This window comes from Methylobacterium sp. ARG-1 (genome assembly GCF_001262595.1).
Taxonomy (GTDB): Bacteria; Pseudomonadota; Alphaproteobacteria; order Rhizobiales; family Beijerinckiaceae; genus Methylobacterium; species Methylobacterium brachiatum.
The window spans coordinates 41,673-56,585 of record NZ_LHCD01000001.1 but is presented as its reverse complement, the minus strand read 5'-3'; the positions used below and the strand labels follow the sequence as shown (position 1 = coordinate 56,585).

Sequence of the window (14,913 nt, the reverse complement as noted above, 5' to 3'; positions counted from 1 at the left end):
GATGGTCGGGGCGGGAAGGGGCGGTGCGGATCCTCACCGGTGCCCCGAGAACACGGGCTTCCCGCCCCCCCTCATCCTGAGGTGCGAGCGCAGCGAGCCTCGAAAGAGGCCTCCGCCTCGCTCCGTCGCCTCAGGATGAGGGCGGGGGTGGGAGAAGCGGAAGCCTAAAAGGATTTCAGTCGAGCTTCTTCAGCGAGCCGAGATCGACGTCGCCGTTCTGGCTGGAGAAGGTCAGCGACGTGGTGCTGCCGTCCGATTGCGAGACGCCGCCGATCCGGTGGTCGCCGCTATCGTAGGTCGTGACCTGGCCGTCGCGCTCGATCAGGAGCCGATGCTTGTCCGGGAAGAACGCGTATTTCATGCCGTTCTGGGAGCCGCTGGTCGCCGGCTCGCCGAGGTCCTTCGGCCAGAAGGGCTCCATGCCCTTCATCGGCTTCATCGGTTCCATGGGCTTCATGGGTTCCATCGGCTTCATCGGTTCCACGGCGCGCCTCCTGTCCGGATCGGTGACGAGAGGACGCGGCAGGGCGGAAACGGTTGCATGACGCGCCTGCCGCCGGACAGCGATGCGGTCCGGCGGCAGGCGAATGCGGCGCGGCCCGGTCTCAGGGCCGGGCGCCCGGCACCGGCCGCTCGCGGACCTGGCCGTCGAAACCGACATGGAGCGCGTGCTCGCGCCCGTCCCGGTCCTTGGCGGCGACTTCGAGGTGGCGCGGGCCGCGTCCGGTCACCCGCACGTCGCCGTAGCCGGCGGCCTGGACGGCGGCGGTGAGCGCCGGCACGTCCGGATTCGGCCCGAGGCCCAGCCGGTCTTTGGCCCAGTCGAGGCTGCCGGTCGGAGGCCCGCCCGCCGGCCCGATCACCACCTTGCGGCCATCGCCGTGGGTCAGGACGCTGGCATGCAGGAACCCGGTCTCGAACCGGCCCTGCACGGTCACGGCCTCGCCCTTGGCGACCAGGGTGCCGCCCTCGCCGGCGGGCCCGGTCTCGACCAGGGCCCGGCCGGTGGGATCCTGGACCACGAACTTGTTGCCGTAGATCTCGGCGACCTCGCCCTTGATCGCGGTGGCGCTCGACGGGGCGAGCGCCTGGATCGCCACCGGGTCGACCGGGGTCGGCTGGAACGCCGTCCCCTGAGCCAGGGACAGGCCGGCGGCGCCGAGCGCCAGGGGCGCCGCGATCGCGGCCACCACCCAGGTCCGGGTCGGGATCGTTTTGACGGTCTTGGCGAGGGCAGGCTCGCGGATCTCCCGAGCGGTGCCGTCGATCGTGGTGTGGTCGGTCATCTGAATCGTCCTTCCGAAGGCTGGGGACCCGATCGGTCCGTGGCGCCTTCGTAAGTCGCCCCCACGAATCCGGCCTGAACCGCCCGGTTCAGCCCCGGTTAAACCCGGCTCCCTATGGCCGGATCGGCGCCGAGACGCGCGGGCGATCAAGGACTTGGCCGCGCGTGCCGATGCGGGATGCCGGATTGACGGGCCGCGTGAGAAATCGGCCCTAACTTCCCATCGCCGCGCGCTTTCCGGCACTGGGCCGGGTTTGGGGGAGGGCGCATCCGTGAAGATCCTGCTGGTCGAGGACGACGCGGCCCTGGCCACCGAACTGGCCAAGGTCCTGCGCGCGGAGAACTTCGTCCTCGACCGGGCCGCCACCGGCGAGGATGCCCAGCATCTCGGCGAGACCGAGGGCTACGACGCCGTGGTGCTCGACCTTGGCCTGCCCAAGGGCGACGGCGTCTCGGTGCTGCGCGCCTGGCGGGCCGCCGGGCGGACCCTGCCGGTGCTGGTGCTCACCGCCCGGGACGGCTGGAGCGACAAGGTCGCGGCCTTCAAGGCGGGGGCGGACGATTACCTGGTCAAGCCGGTGCGGGTGGAGGAGCTGGTGACCCGCTTGCGCGCCCTGGTGCGCCGGTCGCAGGGCGGCGGGGCGAGCCGGATCGCCTGCGGCCCCTTGAGCTTCGACACCGGGCTGGGCGCCTTCGAGCACGAGGGCCTGCCGCTCAAGCTCACCGGCCTCGAATGGCGGGTCCTGTCCTGCCTGATGCTCAACCGCGACGCGGTGGTGCCGCGCCCGCACCTGATCGAGCGGGTCTACGAGGGCGACGCGGATGTCGATTCGAATTCCGTGGAGGTGATCATCACCCGGTTGCGCCGGAAGATCGCCCCGGCCCGGATCGAGAGCGTGCGCGGCCACGGCTACCGCCTGCACGCGGATCCGGCCTGATGCCGCCGACGAAGAAGGGCCCCCCGCCGCGCCGCTCCCTGCGGACCCGCCTGCTCGCGGCCGCCCTGGCGCTGGTGCTGGCGGCGCTGGTGGTGGCCGGCCTCGCCATCGGGGTGATCCTGCACCGCTTCGTCCGCGGGCAGATCGAGGGGCATCTCGACGCCCAGATCGTCGCGCTCCGGGCCGGGCTGGAGGCGGGGCTCCTATCCCAGAACCGCGACGCGCCGCCCTTCGACCGGGACGGGCCGGGCTGGGCCTGGGAGGTCCGCCGCGGCGCCGAGACCTACGGATCGGGCTCCCTGCGGGGCGGCCACATCACCGTCACCGAGCCGGGCCCCGACGACGCGGACGATCACCCGCATCCGGCGGACGGCACCGGGCCGCGGGGGGAGCGGCTGATCCTGCGCATCCTCGACGTACCGGGCACGCCCCCCGCCACGATCATCGCGGCGGCGCCGCGGGCGGCCCTGTACGGGCCCCTGCGCGAGGCCCTGACCAGCCTGGCCCTGGCGCTCGGGGTGCTCGGCCTCTGCCTGATCGCCGGGCTGGCCCTGCAGGTGCGCCTCGGCCTGGCGCCGCTGCGGCGCCTGCGGGCCGACCTCGCTGCCGTGCGCGCCGGGCACCGGGAGCGGGTGCCGGAGGAGCAGCCCGCCGAGATCAAGCCGCTGGTGGCAGAGCTCAACGCGCTGCTCGACCAGAACGCGCAGAACCTCGAGCGCGCCCGCGGCCACGTCGCCAACCTGGCCCACGCCCTCAAGACGCCGCTCGCGACCCTGTCGATGGCCCTGGCCGATCGGGCCCGCGATCCCGACGGGGCGCTGCGCCTCCAGGTCGACGACATGGACCGGCGGGTCCGACACCACCTGCGCCGGGCCCGGGCGGCGGCGCTGGCCGGCTCGGCCCGGGGACGCACGCCCCTGGCGCCCCGGGTCTCGGACCTGCGCGACGCGCTGGTGCGGCTCTATGCCGAGAAGGGCGTGGCGATCGACCTCGCCGTGCCGGAGGACCTATCCGTGCCCTGCGAAGGGCAGGATCTCGACGAGATGCTCGGCAACCTCGTGGACAATGCCTGCCGCTGGTGCCGCAGCCGGGTCCGGGTCGCGGTCGCGCTGCAGGCGGGCGGCGTGCGGATCCGGGTTGAGGATGACGGGGCGGGCCTCGATCCGCAGGCCGCCGCCTCGGTGATGGCCCGCGGCCGCCGCCTCGACGAGGGCGTACCGGGCCACGGCTTCGGGCTGCCGATCACCCTCGAACTCGCCGAGCTCTACGGAGGCGGGTTGACCCTCGGGCGCTCGGAGCTGGGCGGGCTGCGGGCGGAGCTGACCCTGCCGACGTGAGGCCGACCTCAATCTGTTCGCTGCGCCGCTCACCGTCATCACGCGCGGTTGGGACGTGATTGCGGGGTTGGACGCGATCCGTTCGGCTCTGGTGGTGTCCGAGAAGGGTGGCAAACGGAAGTTGGCTCCGATTCCGTAAGCCGACCTTCGGCTCTCTATCATTCTCTGGCGTTCAGCCGTTCTGGCCGCCTCCGCAGAGGGGGTGCAGCGCGGCCGTCATGGCGAAGGCCCTAAACTGAGTGGCTCGCCGGTTCATCGTACCGGCGCCAAGAGAGACATCTCCACGCGGTTTTGCAGGTCGTTGAGAAGCCATCTTCCCGCGCGTCCGAGCGGGCGGTCACGCATGTGCGCGGCGTACACTGTCAGGGCGCCGGCCGTGGCGGCAAGCTCCTCGTCGATGCGGAGCATTGCAAGGCGTCCGTCCTTCAGGAAAGGCGCGACGAGATCCTCCGGCATTCGGCACCAGCCGAGCCCGGCGAGGAGGAAGTCCAGCCGACGACCGAGGTCGACGAAGCGCCAAATCTTGGAGCTGATGACGCCGTAGTTCGGTCCCTCCGTAGCGGATGGGTCGGACAGAACCAGTTGGACGTGCTCCTCGATGTCCGCTCGGGTGGCAGCCCGGCCAAGCTGCGCCAAGGGATGGCTCGGTGCGGCGACGGACAGGAGCCGCGCCCCGAGCAGCGGCAGTGCAACGAGGTCCTCAGGTACGGCCGGGAGCAGGAGACAGAAGGCCAGTGCGGCCTCACCCCGGCGGAGACGCCGCTCGGCACCACGCAGGCCCTCGGTCGAGAAGCTGACCGGCAGATGGGGAAAGGCGTCCCGGAGTGCGCGCAGGCTCTCGATCAGCGGGGCCGTAGGCACCAGCGGGTCGATGGCGACGGCAAGCTCGGCCTCGATCCCCTCGCGGGTCCCCGCCGCCACAGCCTCGAAGCGGCTGGCACTCGCCAACACGAGGCGCGCTTGTCCGACGAGCGCGAGGCCGACCTCCGTCAGCCGCGGGCGATGGCCGGAGCGGTCGAACAGCGTGACGCCTTGAGCCCTCTCCAGCGAAGCCACGCTCTGGCTGATCGCCGACTGGGCGCGCTGCAGCCGCCGGCCGGTCGCCGAGAAGCTGCCGAGGTCGGCGATGGTCACCAGCACGCGAAGCTGGTCGAGGGTGAGGCTGCCGATCATCCATCGCCTGAGCTGATAGAGTGTATCGGATTTTTATCACTCCCATGCGGGAGAACCAGCAGGCAAACACGTCTGACCCAGACGGTTCACACCGAGCCGCCACGCGCCCTAGCACCATCGTGGAGACTATCATGCGCCGCCTACTCGTCGTCGAGGCCAGCCCGCGCGGCGGCCACTCGATCTCACGCAATCTGACCCGTCGCTTCGTCGCCCGGTGGCGGTCCACCCACCCGGATGGGGAAGTGATCGAGCGTGACCTGATGCAGACGGACTTGCCCTTCGTGACCGCACCCTGGCTCCAGGCCTACTTCACCCCGCCGGACCGGCATTCGGAGGAGATGAAGGCGGTGCTGCGCTTGTCGGACGAGTTGGTCGTCGAGCTGCTGGCGACCGATCACGTGGTCATCGCGACGCCCGTCTATAACTACAACGTCCCGGCCGTGCTGAAGGCGTGGATCGACCACGTGGTGCGCAAGGGGCTGACGCTGGGAATAGACGGGAAGGGCCTCGTCACGGGCAAGAAAGCCACCGTGCTGCTGGCCTCCGGTGGCGTCTACACGGAAGGCTCTCCGATCCGGGATCGGGACATCGCGACCCAGTACCTGCGCCTGATCCTGAACGTTGTCGGCATCACCGACGTGACGTTCGTGGCGGCCGGGAACGCCAAGTCGGTCGACATGGGAGAGACCGGGATGGACGAGTTCGTCAGCCGCTTCGAAGCGGAGATTGAGGCCGAGGCCGCCTGAACAGCCTATCGCACAAGCGGATGTTGCGGCTCCCGGACAGGATCGGGAACCCTCGGCGAACATCCGCCTGCTAACCTTGTGATCCGAAGTGAACACCCTGCTTCCGATCAAGATTGTCCGATTGGAACACTTGGATTGCAGGCAAGCGGCCCTTCCAAAGGCCTGTTTAGGGTCGAAAGCTGTCACCCTAAGCTCAAACTTAGCGGGCGCAGACCCTCGGGTGCGGCATCACGACCAAACGTGGAGCCCGGCCAGATTGCTTCGCTTCGCATAGCCGGGATGGCCCCGAATCGATCAAGCCAGCGCCGCCTGCAGGATCGGCCGGATGCGCGGGTCGATGCAATGGGCGACGTTGAAGCGCATGTAGCCGTTCCAGTCGTCGGACAGGCTGAAGGCCGTGCCCGGGGCCAGGACCATGCCCTGCGCCAGCGCCCGGCGCGCCACGTCGGCGCCGTCGCGTCCGTCCGGCAGGCGCATCCACAGGAAGAAGCCGCCCCGGGGCTGCGCCCACGGCTCCAGGCCGCAGGCGCCGAGTTCGGCCGAGGCCTGGACCATGGCGCCGGCGAGCCGCCGCTTGGTCTCGGCGAGGTGCCGGCGATAGCAGCCCTCGGTGATCAGGCTGTGCACCAAAGCCGCCGTGACGTGGCCGTTGCCCAGGCTGAGCGCGAGCTTCAGGTCGACCAGGGGCTCGACCCAATCGGCTCGCAGGGCGATCCAGCCGCAGCGCGCGGCCGCCGACAGGGTTTTTGAGAAGCTGCCGATCTGGATCACCCGCTCCAGCCCGTCGAACCCGGCGAGCCGTGGCGCCGGCTCGGGCTCGAGATCGCCGAAGATCTCGTCCTCGACGATCAGGGTGTCGTGCGCCTCGCACAGCTTCAGCAGCCGATGGGCGATGGCCGGGGCGAGGCTCGCGCCGGTCGGGTTCTGGAGGGCCGCGTTGGTCAGGTAGAAGCGCGGCCGGTGCCGCTCGAGCAGGGCGCCGAGGGCCCGCAGGTCCGGCCCCTCCGGGGTCAGCGGCACGCCGACCACCGAGACCCGGTGCGCCCGCAGCAGCGCCAGGAAGTTGAAGTAGCAGGGATCGTCCACCAGGACGGTGTCGCCCGGCTGGAGCAGGAACCGGCAGACCAGGTCGAGGGCCTGGGTGGCCGATTCGACCAGCACGATCTGGTCCGGCTCGGCGCCGACGCCCTTCTCGGCGATCTTGCGGGCGATCTGGATCCGCAGGGGCTCGTAGCCCAGCGGCCGGTCGTAATTGGTCATCTCGGCCAGATCCGCCCGCGCCACCCGGCGCAGGCCCCGCCGGATTGCCTCGTGGGGCATCCAGGAATCCGGCAGCCAGCCGGCCCCGGGCTTGAGCTGGTCCGAGCCGGCCTGCTGCGCCTGGCGGGTGATCCACAGCGGGTCGACGATCCGGTCGAGCCGCGGCCCCATCGCCTGGAGCGAGAGCGGCCGCGTCTTGCCGGCGACGTAGAAGCCCGAGCCCGGCCGCGCCACCAGGGTGCCCTCGGCGGCCAGCCGGTCATAGGCCTCCACCACGGTCGATTTCGACACGCCCATGGATTCCGCGAAGGCCCGCACCGACGGGATCCGGACGCCGGGCACGAGGTGGCGCGCCGCGATGCGCTCACGGATCTCGCCGGCCACGATCTCGACGCGCGTCCCGGTGGGCTTGGGCGCGACCTGCATCCGTACTGCCTTTCCGACCGGACAATTCTTCGAAAGCGTACCGAACTGTTCCTGTCGCCGCCAGCCCGGCCCGGTCAGGATCGTCGCGTCCTGAGGAGATGGAGGATCGCGCTATGGACCAGTGCTTCACCCAGACCGCCCGCACCGGCACCCCGCCGTCCTGGATCGCCCGGGTCGTCGACGCGATCACCGAGGCCGCTGCGGAGGTGCGGGCCGAGGTCTCGCGCGCGGCGATGAACCGGCGCGTCCTGCACCGGCTCTCGACGCTGTCCGAGCGGGAGTTGAAGGATATCGGTCTGACGCCCCAGGACGTCGCCGACGCGGCGGTGCCGGGTCTGCGCGACGCCACCGACCTGCTGATCGGCCGGCGCGAGGCCCGCCGCCAGGCGCGGGCCTCGCGCGCGTGGTGAGGCCGGCCTGGGCTGGGACGGTCGCGAGGACAGTCGGATGACCTTGCGCGACACGCTGTCGGCGATCCTGGTGGTCGCGATCCGCGGCGCCAACTTCGTGGCGATCAAGATCGGCCTCGAGACGACCCCACCGCTGCTGCTCTGCGCCTTGCGCTTCACCCTCGCGGCGATACCGGCCGTGCTGGTGATCCGGCCGCCCCGGGCCCCGGCCACCCTGGTGATCGGGTTCGGCCTGGCCCTTGGGCTCGGTCAGTTCGGGTTGCTGTTCATGGCGATCCGACTGGGCATGCCGGCCTGTCGTCGCTGCTGATCCAGGTCCAGGTGCCGTTCACGGTGGCACTCGCCTGGCTGTTCCTTCGGGAGCGGCCGCGCGGGCTCCAGGTGCTCGGGGGCGTGGTCGCCCTCCTGGGCACCGCGACGATCGCCCTCGGTCGAGCCGGGGCGCACCGCTCGGGCTGCTCCTGCTGGTCGGTCGCGGCCGCGTCGGCCTGGGCCCGCGCGAACGTCACCGCGAAGCGGATCGGGCGGGTCGACATGCTCGCCCGGAGAGTCTGGGGCAGCCTCGCCACCGCGGGGCCGCTGCTGGGCCTGTCCCTGAACGTCGAGGGACCGGCCGCCCTCGCCACTCTCGCGCATCGGGCTGGACGGCGGTGACGTTGATCGCCTTCCAAGCCTATCCGACGACCCTGCTGGCTTTCGGCCTGTGGAACCGGCTCCTGACGCGCTATCCCGCGGCGGCCGTGACGCCGTTCGCGCTGCTTGTGCCAGTGGCCGGCATCCTGAGCACGCGCCTGATGCTCGGCGAGCCGCTGAGCCCCGACATCCTGGCGAGCGGAAGCCTGATCCGCGCCGGAATCGCTCTCAGCATCCGCGGCAGCCGCAGGCGTGCCGTGGATCCGATGCGCGTGGCGGTCGATGCGCCACCGCAGGCCGTCAGCTGAGCCGCCCATAGGCGCGTGACATTTGGCAGACTTGCACAGGCGCCCATGCCGCCGCCGTATCATCCCGGGACACGAAGGGCCCCCGGGATGACACGGCGATGGTCGCGTCGCGGATAGGGGAGCGCTTGTCGGGCCGCACAGGAGCCCTGGACGAACCGGTCGGGTTCGACGGGGCGGATACACCGAGCCGTCAGGCCCCCAGCCGCAGCGCAAACGTCAAACGGCCCCCGATAGAATCGGCGGCGCGGTTCGGTTCCGATATTGAAGGATCGTGGAAGTGGCGCGGGCGACGGGGCTCGAACCCGCGACCTCCGGCGTGACAGGCCGGCACTCTAACCAACTGAGCTACGCCCGCACGGCGTGGTCGCCTCGAAGGGGCGTTTCGCCCGGCGACGGGGCGGGGTTTATGGGCCAGGCAGGGGACTGTCAAGCGCGTCCGTGGCGGTTTCGTGCGGGACGCGACCGGATGGCCTGCGCGCTTGCGTCGTGTTGCAGGGCTGCCGCGCACGCCCACATCCCTACACAAGACAGGACGTGCACTTTGTGCGACGCGACAAGCCATTGTCACGGGTCGGCGGCTCGACTAAGCCTCCGGCCGCGCGCATCCTGGCATAAGAACAATTCCACGGGCGAATCCGGTTCGGCGGCGCACCGCGGTTTCCCACGTCAGATCGAGACGCTCTCGCGAGGCCCTGGCATGACCGGCTTGTTGGCGGACTACCTTCCGCTCATCGTGTTCATCGGCGTGGCTCTGTTCATCGCCACCGCCCTGCTGGTCGTGCCGTTCCTGGTCGCCTTCAAGAGCCCGGATCCGGAGAAGCTCTCGGCCTACGAGTGCGGCTTCAATGCTTTCGACGATGCCCGCATGAAGTTCGACGTGCGGTTCTACCTCGTGGCGATTCTGTTCATCATCTTCGATCTCGAGGTCGCGTTCCTGTTCCCGTGGGCGATCACCTTCGGAGACCTTGGCTGGTTCGGCTTCTGGTCGATGATCGTCTTCCTGGGCGTGCTGACGGTCGGTTTCGTCTACGAGTGGCGCAAGGGCGCCCTCGAGTGGGATTGATTCGCAACAGCCGCCTGCCCGCACCGTTTTCCGAGTCGCCGATGGCCCTGATCACCGACACGACCCACAGCCTGTCCCGCGCCCCCGCGGTCGCGCCCCAGCCCAAGGGGATCATCGATCCCAATACCGGCCGGCCGATCGGCGCGGACGACCCGACCTTCCTGTCGATCAGCGACGAGCTGGCTGATCGCGGCTTCCTGCTCACCACCACGGACGAGCTGATCAATTGGGCCCGCACCGGCTCGCTGATGTGGATGACCTTCGGGCTCGCCTGCTGCGCCGTCGAGATGATGCAGATGTCGATGCCACGCTACGATTGCGAGCGCTTCGGCTTCGCGCCGCGCGGCTCACCCCGCCAGTCGGACGTGATGATCGTCGCCGGCACCCTGACCAACAAGATGGCCCCGGCCCTGCGCAAGGTCTACGACCAGATGCCGGAGCCGCGCTACGTGATCTCGATGGGCTCCTGCGCCAACGGCGGTGGCTACTACCACTATTCCTATTCGGTGGTGCGCGGCTGCGACCGGGTGGTGCCGGTGGACATCTACGTGCCCGGCTGCCCGCCCACCGCCGAGGCGCTGCTCTACGGCGTGCTGCTTCTCCAGAAGAAGATCCGCCGGACCGGCACGATCGAGCGCTGAGGGACGGCCATGACGAACGGCATCTCGATCCTGTCGCACACGCAGCCGGAGAGCGGCGCGGCCGCCCTCACGGCGATGGCCGAGCGCATCACCGGCGCGCTCGGCCCGGCGGTGGTGTCGTACACCATCGCGTTCGGCGAGCTGACCCTGGTGGTCCAGGCCTCCGACATCATCTACGCGCTGACCTACCTGCGCGACGACCCGGCCTGCGCGTTCCGCAGCTTCATCGACATCTGCGGCGCGGACTACCCGCAGCGCGGGAAGCGCTTCGACGTGGTCTACCACCTGCTCTCGCTACGCCACAACGCGCGCATCCGGGTGAAGGTGCAGACCGACGAGGTGACGCCGGTCCCCTCGGCGATCGAGGTGTTCCCGGCCGCCAACTGGTACGAGCGCGAGACCTACGACCTCTACGGCATCCTGTTCTCGGGGCATCCGGACCTGCGCCGGTTGCTCACCGATTACGGGTTCGAGGGGCATCCCCTGCGCAAGGACTTCCCGCTCACCGGCTTCGTCGAGGTCCGGTACGACCAGGACGAGGCGCGGGTCGTCTACGAGCCGGTCCAGCTGACGCAGGAATTCCGGAACTTCGATTTCCTCTCGCCCTGGGAGGGCACGGATTACGTGCTCCCGGGCGACGAGAAGAAGTCGGCCTGAGGAGCGGAACCGCCCGATGACCGAGCACAACATCCGCAACTTCGCGATCAATTTCGGCCCGCAGCACCCGGCGGCGCACGGCGTGCTGCGCCTCGTGCTGGAACTGGACGGCGAGGTGGTCGAGCGGGTCGATCCGCATATCGGGCTGCTGCATCGCGGCACCGAGAAGCTGATCGAGCACAAGACCTACCTGCAGGCGACGCCCTATTTCGACCGGCTCGACTACGTGTCGCCGATGAACCAGGAGCACGCCTTCTGCCTGGCGATCGAGAAGCTTGCGGGCATCGAGGTGCCCCGGCGCGCGCAGCTGATCCGCGTTCTGTTCTGCGAGATCGGCCGGCTGCTGTCGCACCTGCTCAACGTCACCACGCAGGCGATGGATGTCGGCGCCCTCACGCCCCCGCTCTGGGGCTTCGAGGAGCGCGAGAAGCTGATGATCTTCTACGAGCGCGCCTCGGGCGCTCGGCTTCACGCCAACTATTTCCGGCCGGGCGGCGTCCACCAGGACCTGCCGCCCAAGCTGATCGACGACATCGACGCGTTCTGCGACCCGTTCCTGCAGGTCGTCCAGGATCTCGACGACCTCGTCATGGCCAACCGCATCTTCAAGCAGCGCAACGTCGACATCGGCATCGTGTCAGTGGACGAGTGCATGGAATGGGGCTTCTCCGGCGTCATGCTCCGCGGCTCGGGCATCCCGTGGGACCTGCGCAAGGCGCAGCCCTACGAGTGCTACGAGGAGATGGAGTTCGACATCCCGGTCGGCCGGAACGGCGACACGTACGACCGGCAGGTGATCCGCATGGAAGAGATGCGGGAATCGGCCAAGATCATGAAGCAGTGCTGCGCCAAGCTGCGCGAGCCGGCCGGGCAGGGCCCGATCGCCGCCATCGACGGCAAGTTCGCGCCGCCGCCGCGCCGCGAGATGAAGCGCTCGATGGAAGCGCTCATCCACCACTTCAAGCTCTACACCGAGGGGTTCCACGTACCGGAAGGCGAAGTCTACGCCGCCGTGGAAGCACCCAAGGGCGAGTTCGGCGTCTATCTCGTGTCCGACGGGACCAACAAGCCGTACCGCTGCAAGATCCGCGCGCCGGGCTTCGCGCATCTTCAGGCGATGGATTGGATGTGCCGGGGGCACCTTCTGGCCGACGTGTCGTGCGTGCTGGGCACCCTCGACATCGTGTTCGGCGAAGTGGATCGGTAAGGCGTTAGCAGGATGGCAAACCGCAGACTCGCGCCGGCCTCTGAGCAGCCCGAGAGCTTCGCGTTCTCCCCTGAGAATGCCGAGTGGGCGAAGACCCAGATCGCCAAGTACCCGGAGGGCCGCCAGGCCTCCGCGGTGATCTCGCTGCTCTGGAAGGCGCAGGAGCAGAACGGCGGCTGGCTGCCGCGGGCGGCCATCGAGGCGGTGGCGGCCGAGCTCGGCATGCCCAACATCCGCGTGCTGGAGGTGGCGACCTTCTACACGATGTTCGCCCTGGAGCCGGTGGGCCGCTTCTGGATCCAGGTCTGCGGCACGGTGCCGTGCGATTCCTGCGGCGCCCGGGGCCTGAAGGAGATGCTGGAGGCGCGGCTGGGCCCCCCCGGCCACGTTTCGCCGGACGGCAACTTCTCCTGGCTCGAGGTCGAGTGCCTGGGCGCCTGCTGCAACGCCCCGATGGTGCAGATCAATCAGGATTATTACGAGGACCTGACGCCCGAATCGCTTGGCACCCTGATGGACGACCTGGCCGCCGGACGGCCGGTCAAGGTCGGCTCGCAGACAGGGCGTAACGCCTCGGAGCCGCTGGGAGGTCCCGACACCCTGACCGACCCGGCCCTGTTCGACGGCTCGCGGGTCGGCGCCTGGCGCAAACGCTTCGAAGAGACCGCGAAGCCGGACGAACCGGCGGCGAAGTCCGACGAGGCCGCCTCGACCGACCGGCGCGCCGCCGACCAGCCGAAGCCCGCCCGGCCGGATGCCGGTCGCACGGTCGAGCGCTCGGTAAGCGACGCGCCGGCCCAGCGCGCGGCCGACGGCAAGATCCCGGTCAAGGAGCAGGACCAGGCGGACGCGGCCGAGACCGGCCGTTCCACGGCTAAGGAAGGTGCGCCCCGCCAGGGCGACGCGGATGTGCAGGCAGCGCCCGCCAAGGCGATCTCCGAAGGCGAGCAGGCCGGCGGCGACCAGGGCAGCCAGGAGACGCCCGATCGCGGCACCGTCCCGCAGCAGCCGGAAGCCTCCGGGGCCAGCGAAGGCGAGGTCGCTGCGGAAGCCGAGGAGGCCCGCGTCGCCGGGGCGCTCGCCGCCCTGCCGCAGGACGCGACCCCCGAGCAGAGGGCGAACGCGGTCGGCACCCGTCCGCCGGGTCTCGACGGGGCCCGCGCCGGAAAGCCGGACGACCTCACCCGGATCAAGGGTGTCGGCCCGGGCAACAGCCAGCGCCTGAACGGCCTCGGCATCTACCATTTCGACCAGATCGCCGCCTGGACCCGCGACGAGATCACCTGGGTCGGGACCTACCTCGCGTTCCCGGGTCGCATCGACCGGGAGAACTGGGTCGGGCAGGCTCAAACGCTGTCGGGCACCGGGAACTGACCGCCATGTCCGCCGTCACAAACGCGCTGATCGACGAGGTGCTGACGGCCATGCCGGTGCGCCTCAGCGGCACCGAGGAGGGCGTGCGCGCCTCGCGCGCTTTCCGACTCGATACCGTCGACGCTCCGGTCAGCTGAGGAACAAAGACCATGCTGTCGGATCAGGATCGCATCTTCACCAACCTCTACGGCCTGCATTCGCCGGGCCTGGAGGCTGCCAAGCAGCGGGGGGCCTGGGATGGGACCAAGTTCCTCCTGGAGCAGGGCCGCGACTGGATCATCGATGAGATGAAGACGTCGGGCCTGCGCGGGCGCGGCGGCGCGGGGTTCCCCACCGGCCTGAAATGGTCGTTCATGCCCAAGAAGTCGGACGGGCGCCCGCACTACCTTGTCGTCAACGCCGACGAGTCGGAGCCCGGCACCTGCAAGGACCGGGAGATCATGCGGCACGATCCGCATCTCCTGATCGAGGGCTGCATGCTGGCCTGCTTCGCCATGGGCGCGCATGCCTGCTACATCTATATCCGCGGCGAGTACGTGGCCGAGAAGCACGCGCTCCAGAAGGCCGTGGACGAGGCCTACGAGGCCCGTCTCGTCGGCCAGTCGAACGTGCACGACTACCCGTTCGACATCTACGTCCACCACGGCGCCGGCGCCTATATCTGCGGCGAAGAGACGGCGCTGATCGAGAGCCTCGAAGGCAAGAAGGGTATGCCGCGGCTCAAGCCGCCGTTTCCGGCCAATATGGGCCTCTACGGCTGCCCGACGACGGTCAACAACGTCGAGTCGATCGCGGTCGCCGGCACGATCCTGCGCCGGGGCGGCGCTTGGTTCGCCGGGCTCGGCGGCAAGAACAACACCGGCACCAAGCTGTTCTGCGTCTCGGGGCACGTCAACAAGCCGTGCAACGTCGAGGCGGAGCTGGGCATCACCTTCCGTGAGCTGGTGGACCGGCATTGCGGCGGCATGCGCGGCGGCTGGGACAATCTGCTCTGCTCGATCCCGGGCGGCTCGTCGGTGCCGCTGGTGCCGGCCGAGCAGATCATCGACGCCAAGATGGATTTCGACACCCTGCGCAACCTCGGCTCGGGCCTGGGCACCGCGGCGGTGATCGTGCTCGACCGGTCCACCGACATCGTCGCGGCGATCACCCGCATCTCGTACTTCTACAAGCACGAATCCTGCGGGCAGTGCACGCCGTGCCGGGAGGGCACCGGCTGGATGTGGCGGGTGATGCAGCGGATGACCGAGGGTCGCGCGCAGAAGCGTGAGATCGACATGCTATTCGAGGTCACCAAGCAGATTGAGGGTCACACGATCTGCGCGCTCGGCGACGCGGCGGCCTGGCCGATTCAGGGCCTGATCAAGCACTTCCGTCCCGAGATCGAGAGGCGGATCGACCGCTACACGGCCAACCCGCATTCCGACCCGATCCCGATGGCCGCGGAGTAGAAGC

General features: G+C 69.7%; 18 protein-coding genes and 1 tRNA gene. 14 read left to right on the top strand and 5 right to left on the bottom strand.

Annotated features, from left to right (window positions below; translation table 11 throughout):
• Positions 1 to 175 precede the first annotated feature (175 nt).
• Entirely contained in the window at positions 176 to 457 is a 282-nt protein-coding gene (locus AKJ13_RS00260) for a hypothetical protein (RefSeq protein WP_348270925.1), read from the bottom strand.
• A gap of 148 nt (positions 458 to 605) precedes the next feature.
• Positions 606 to 1,286: a hypothetical protein gene (locus AKJ13_RS00255; protein WP_050731603.1), complete on the bottom strand. Its 681-nt coding sequence runs from the start codon at positions 1,284 to 1,286 to the stop codon at positions 606 to 608.
• Between the two features lie 271 nt (positions 1,287 to 1,557).
• Here AKJ13_RS00255 and AKJ13_RS00250 point away from each other — a divergent pair, with 271 nt between their 5' ends.
• Entirely contained in the window at positions 1,558 to 2,223 is a 666-nt protein-coding gene (locus AKJ13_RS00250; RefSeq protein WP_050731602.1) for a response regulator transcription factor, read from the top strand.
• Positions 2,223 to 3,560: a sensor histidine kinase gene (locus AKJ13_RS00245; protein ID WP_050731601.1), complete on the top strand. Its 1,338-nt coding sequence runs from the start codon at positions 2,223 to 2,225 to the stop codon at positions 3,558 to 3,560. The genes AKJ13_RS00250 and AKJ13_RS00245 overlap by 1 nt, the downstream gene beginning before the upstream one ends.
• A gap of 252 nt (positions 3,561 to 3,812) precedes the next feature.
• Here AKJ13_RS00245 and AKJ13_RS00240 read toward each other — a convergent pair whose 3' ends face one another.
• Positions 3,813 to 4,733: a LysR family transcriptional regulator gene (locus AKJ13_RS00240; protein ID WP_050731600.1), complete on the bottom strand. Its 921-nt coding sequence runs from the start codon at positions 4,731 to 4,733 to the stop codon at positions 3,813 to 3,815.
• Between the two features lie 131 nt (positions 4,734 to 4,864).
• On the opposite strand from AKJ13_RS00240, the gene AKJ13_RS00235 reads away from it, so the two are divergent.
• Complete coding sequence (locus tag AKJ13_RS00235; protein ID WP_050731599.1) at positions 4,865 to 5,479, top strand: NAD(P)H-dependent oxidoreductase; 615 nt, start codon at positions 4,865 to 4,867, stop codon at positions 5,477 to 5,479.
• A gap of 294 nt (positions 5,480 to 5,773) precedes the next feature.
• Here AKJ13_RS00235 and AKJ13_RS00230 read toward each other — a convergent pair whose 3' ends face one another.
• A complete protein-coding gene (locus tag AKJ13_RS00230) occupies positions 5,774 to 7,165 on the bottom strand; it encodes a PLP-dependent aminotransferase family protein (RefSeq protein ID WP_050731598.1) in 1,392 nt (463 codons plus the stop codon).
• Between the two features lie 113 nt (positions 7,166 to 7,278).
• Between AKJ13_RS00230 and AKJ13_RS00225 the strand changes: the two genes are divergently transcribed.
• The 4 genes from AKJ13_RS00225 to AKJ13_RS32455 are packed head-to-tail and all read left to right on the top strand — an operon-like array spanning position 7,279 to position 8,516.
• Positions 7,279 to 7,575, top strand: a complete 297-nt coding sequence (locus AKJ13_RS00225) for a DUF1127 domain-containing protein (RefSeq protein WP_050731597.1) — start codon at positions 7,279 to 7,281, stop codon at positions 7,573 to 7,575.
• A 37-nt stretch (positions 7,576 to 7,612) separates the two neighbouring features.
• The gene (locus tag AKJ13_RS32465) at positions 7,613 to 7,885 is read left to right on the top strand and encodes a hypothetical protein (RefSeq protein ID WP_244471462.1); all 273 of its coding nucleotides are present in this window, start codon (positions 7,613 to 7,615) and stop codon (positions 7,883 to 7,885) included.
• An 11-nt stretch (positions 7,886 to 7,896) separates the two neighbouring features.
• A complete protein-coding gene (locus AKJ13_RS32460; protein ID WP_244471461.1) occupies positions 7,897 to 8,229 on the top strand; it encodes a hypothetical protein in 333 nt (110 codons plus the stop codon).
• A complete protein-coding gene (locus AKJ13_RS32455; protein ID WP_244471460.1) occupies positions 8,226 to 8,516 on the top strand; it encodes an EamA family transporter in 291 nt (96 codons plus the stop codon). The genes AKJ13_RS32460 and AKJ13_RS32455 overlap by 4 nt, the downstream gene beginning before the upstream one ends.
• Before the next feature lie 278 nt (positions 8,517 to 8,794).
• On the opposite strand, the gene AKJ13_RS00215 is transcribed toward AKJ13_RS32455, so the two are convergent.
• Positions 8,795 to 8,871, bottom strand: a tRNA-Asp gene (locus AKJ13_RS00215).
• A gap of 342 nt (positions 8,872 to 9,213) precedes the next feature.
• Between AKJ13_RS00215 and AKJ13_RS31815 the strand changes: the two genes are divergently transcribed.
• Genes AKJ13_RS31815 through nuoF form a run of 7 tightly spaced genes read left to right on the top strand, consistent with a single transcriptional unit; the run spans position 9,214 to position 14,909 of the window.
• Positions 9,214 to 9,579, top strand: coding sequence for an NADH-quinone oxidoreductase subunit A (locus AKJ13_RS31815; protein ID WP_007560754.1), 366 nt, complete (start codon positions 9,214 to 9,216; stop codon positions 9,577 to 9,579).
• Between the two features lie 41 nt (positions 9,580 to 9,620).
• Positions 9,621 to 10,220, top strand: a complete 600-nt coding sequence (locus AKJ13_RS00205; RefSeq protein WP_007560753.1) for an NADH-quinone oxidoreductase subunit B — start codon at positions 9,621 to 9,623, stop codon at positions 10,218 to 10,220.
• Between the two features lie 9 nt (positions 10,221 to 10,229).
• On the top strand, positions 10,230 to 10,877 hold the full coding sequence (locus AKJ13_RS00200; RefSeq protein WP_050731596.1) for an NADH-quinone oxidoreductase subunit C: 648 nt from the start codon (positions 10,230 to 10,232) through the stop codon (positions 10,875 to 10,877).
• 16 nt (positions 10,878 to 10,893) lie between these two features.
• Positions 10,894 to 12,084 carry an NADH-quinone oxidoreductase subunit D gene (locus tag AKJ13_RS00195; protein ID WP_007560751.1) on the top strand — a complete coding sequence of 397 codons (1,191 nt, stop codon included), beginning with the start codon at positions 10,894 to 10,896 and terminating at the stop codon, positions 12,082 to 12,084.
• 12 nt (positions 12,085 to 12,096) lie between these two features.
• Positions 12,097 to 13,458: an NADH-quinone oxidoreductase subunit NuoE gene (nuoE, locus tag AKJ13_RS00190; protein WP_050731595.1), complete on the top strand. Its 1,362-nt coding sequence runs from the start codon at positions 12,097 to 12,099 to the stop codon at positions 13,456 to 13,458.
• 5 nt (positions 13,459 to 13,463) lie between these two features.
• Entirely contained in the window at positions 13,464 to 13,595 is a 132-nt protein-coding gene (locus AKJ13_RS33025; RefSeq protein ID WP_280137095.1) for a hypothetical protein, read from the top strand.
• Positions 13,596 to 13,607: 12 nt separating this feature from the next.
• Positions 13,608 to 14,909 carry an NADH-quinone oxidoreductase subunit NuoF gene (gene nuoF / locus AKJ13_RS00185; RefSeq protein WP_050731594.1) on the top strand — a complete coding sequence of 434 codons (1,302 nt, stop codon included), beginning with the start codon at positions 13,608 to 13,610 and terminating at the stop codon, positions 14,907 to 14,909.
• Positions 14,910 to 14,913 lie beyond the last annotated feature (4 nt).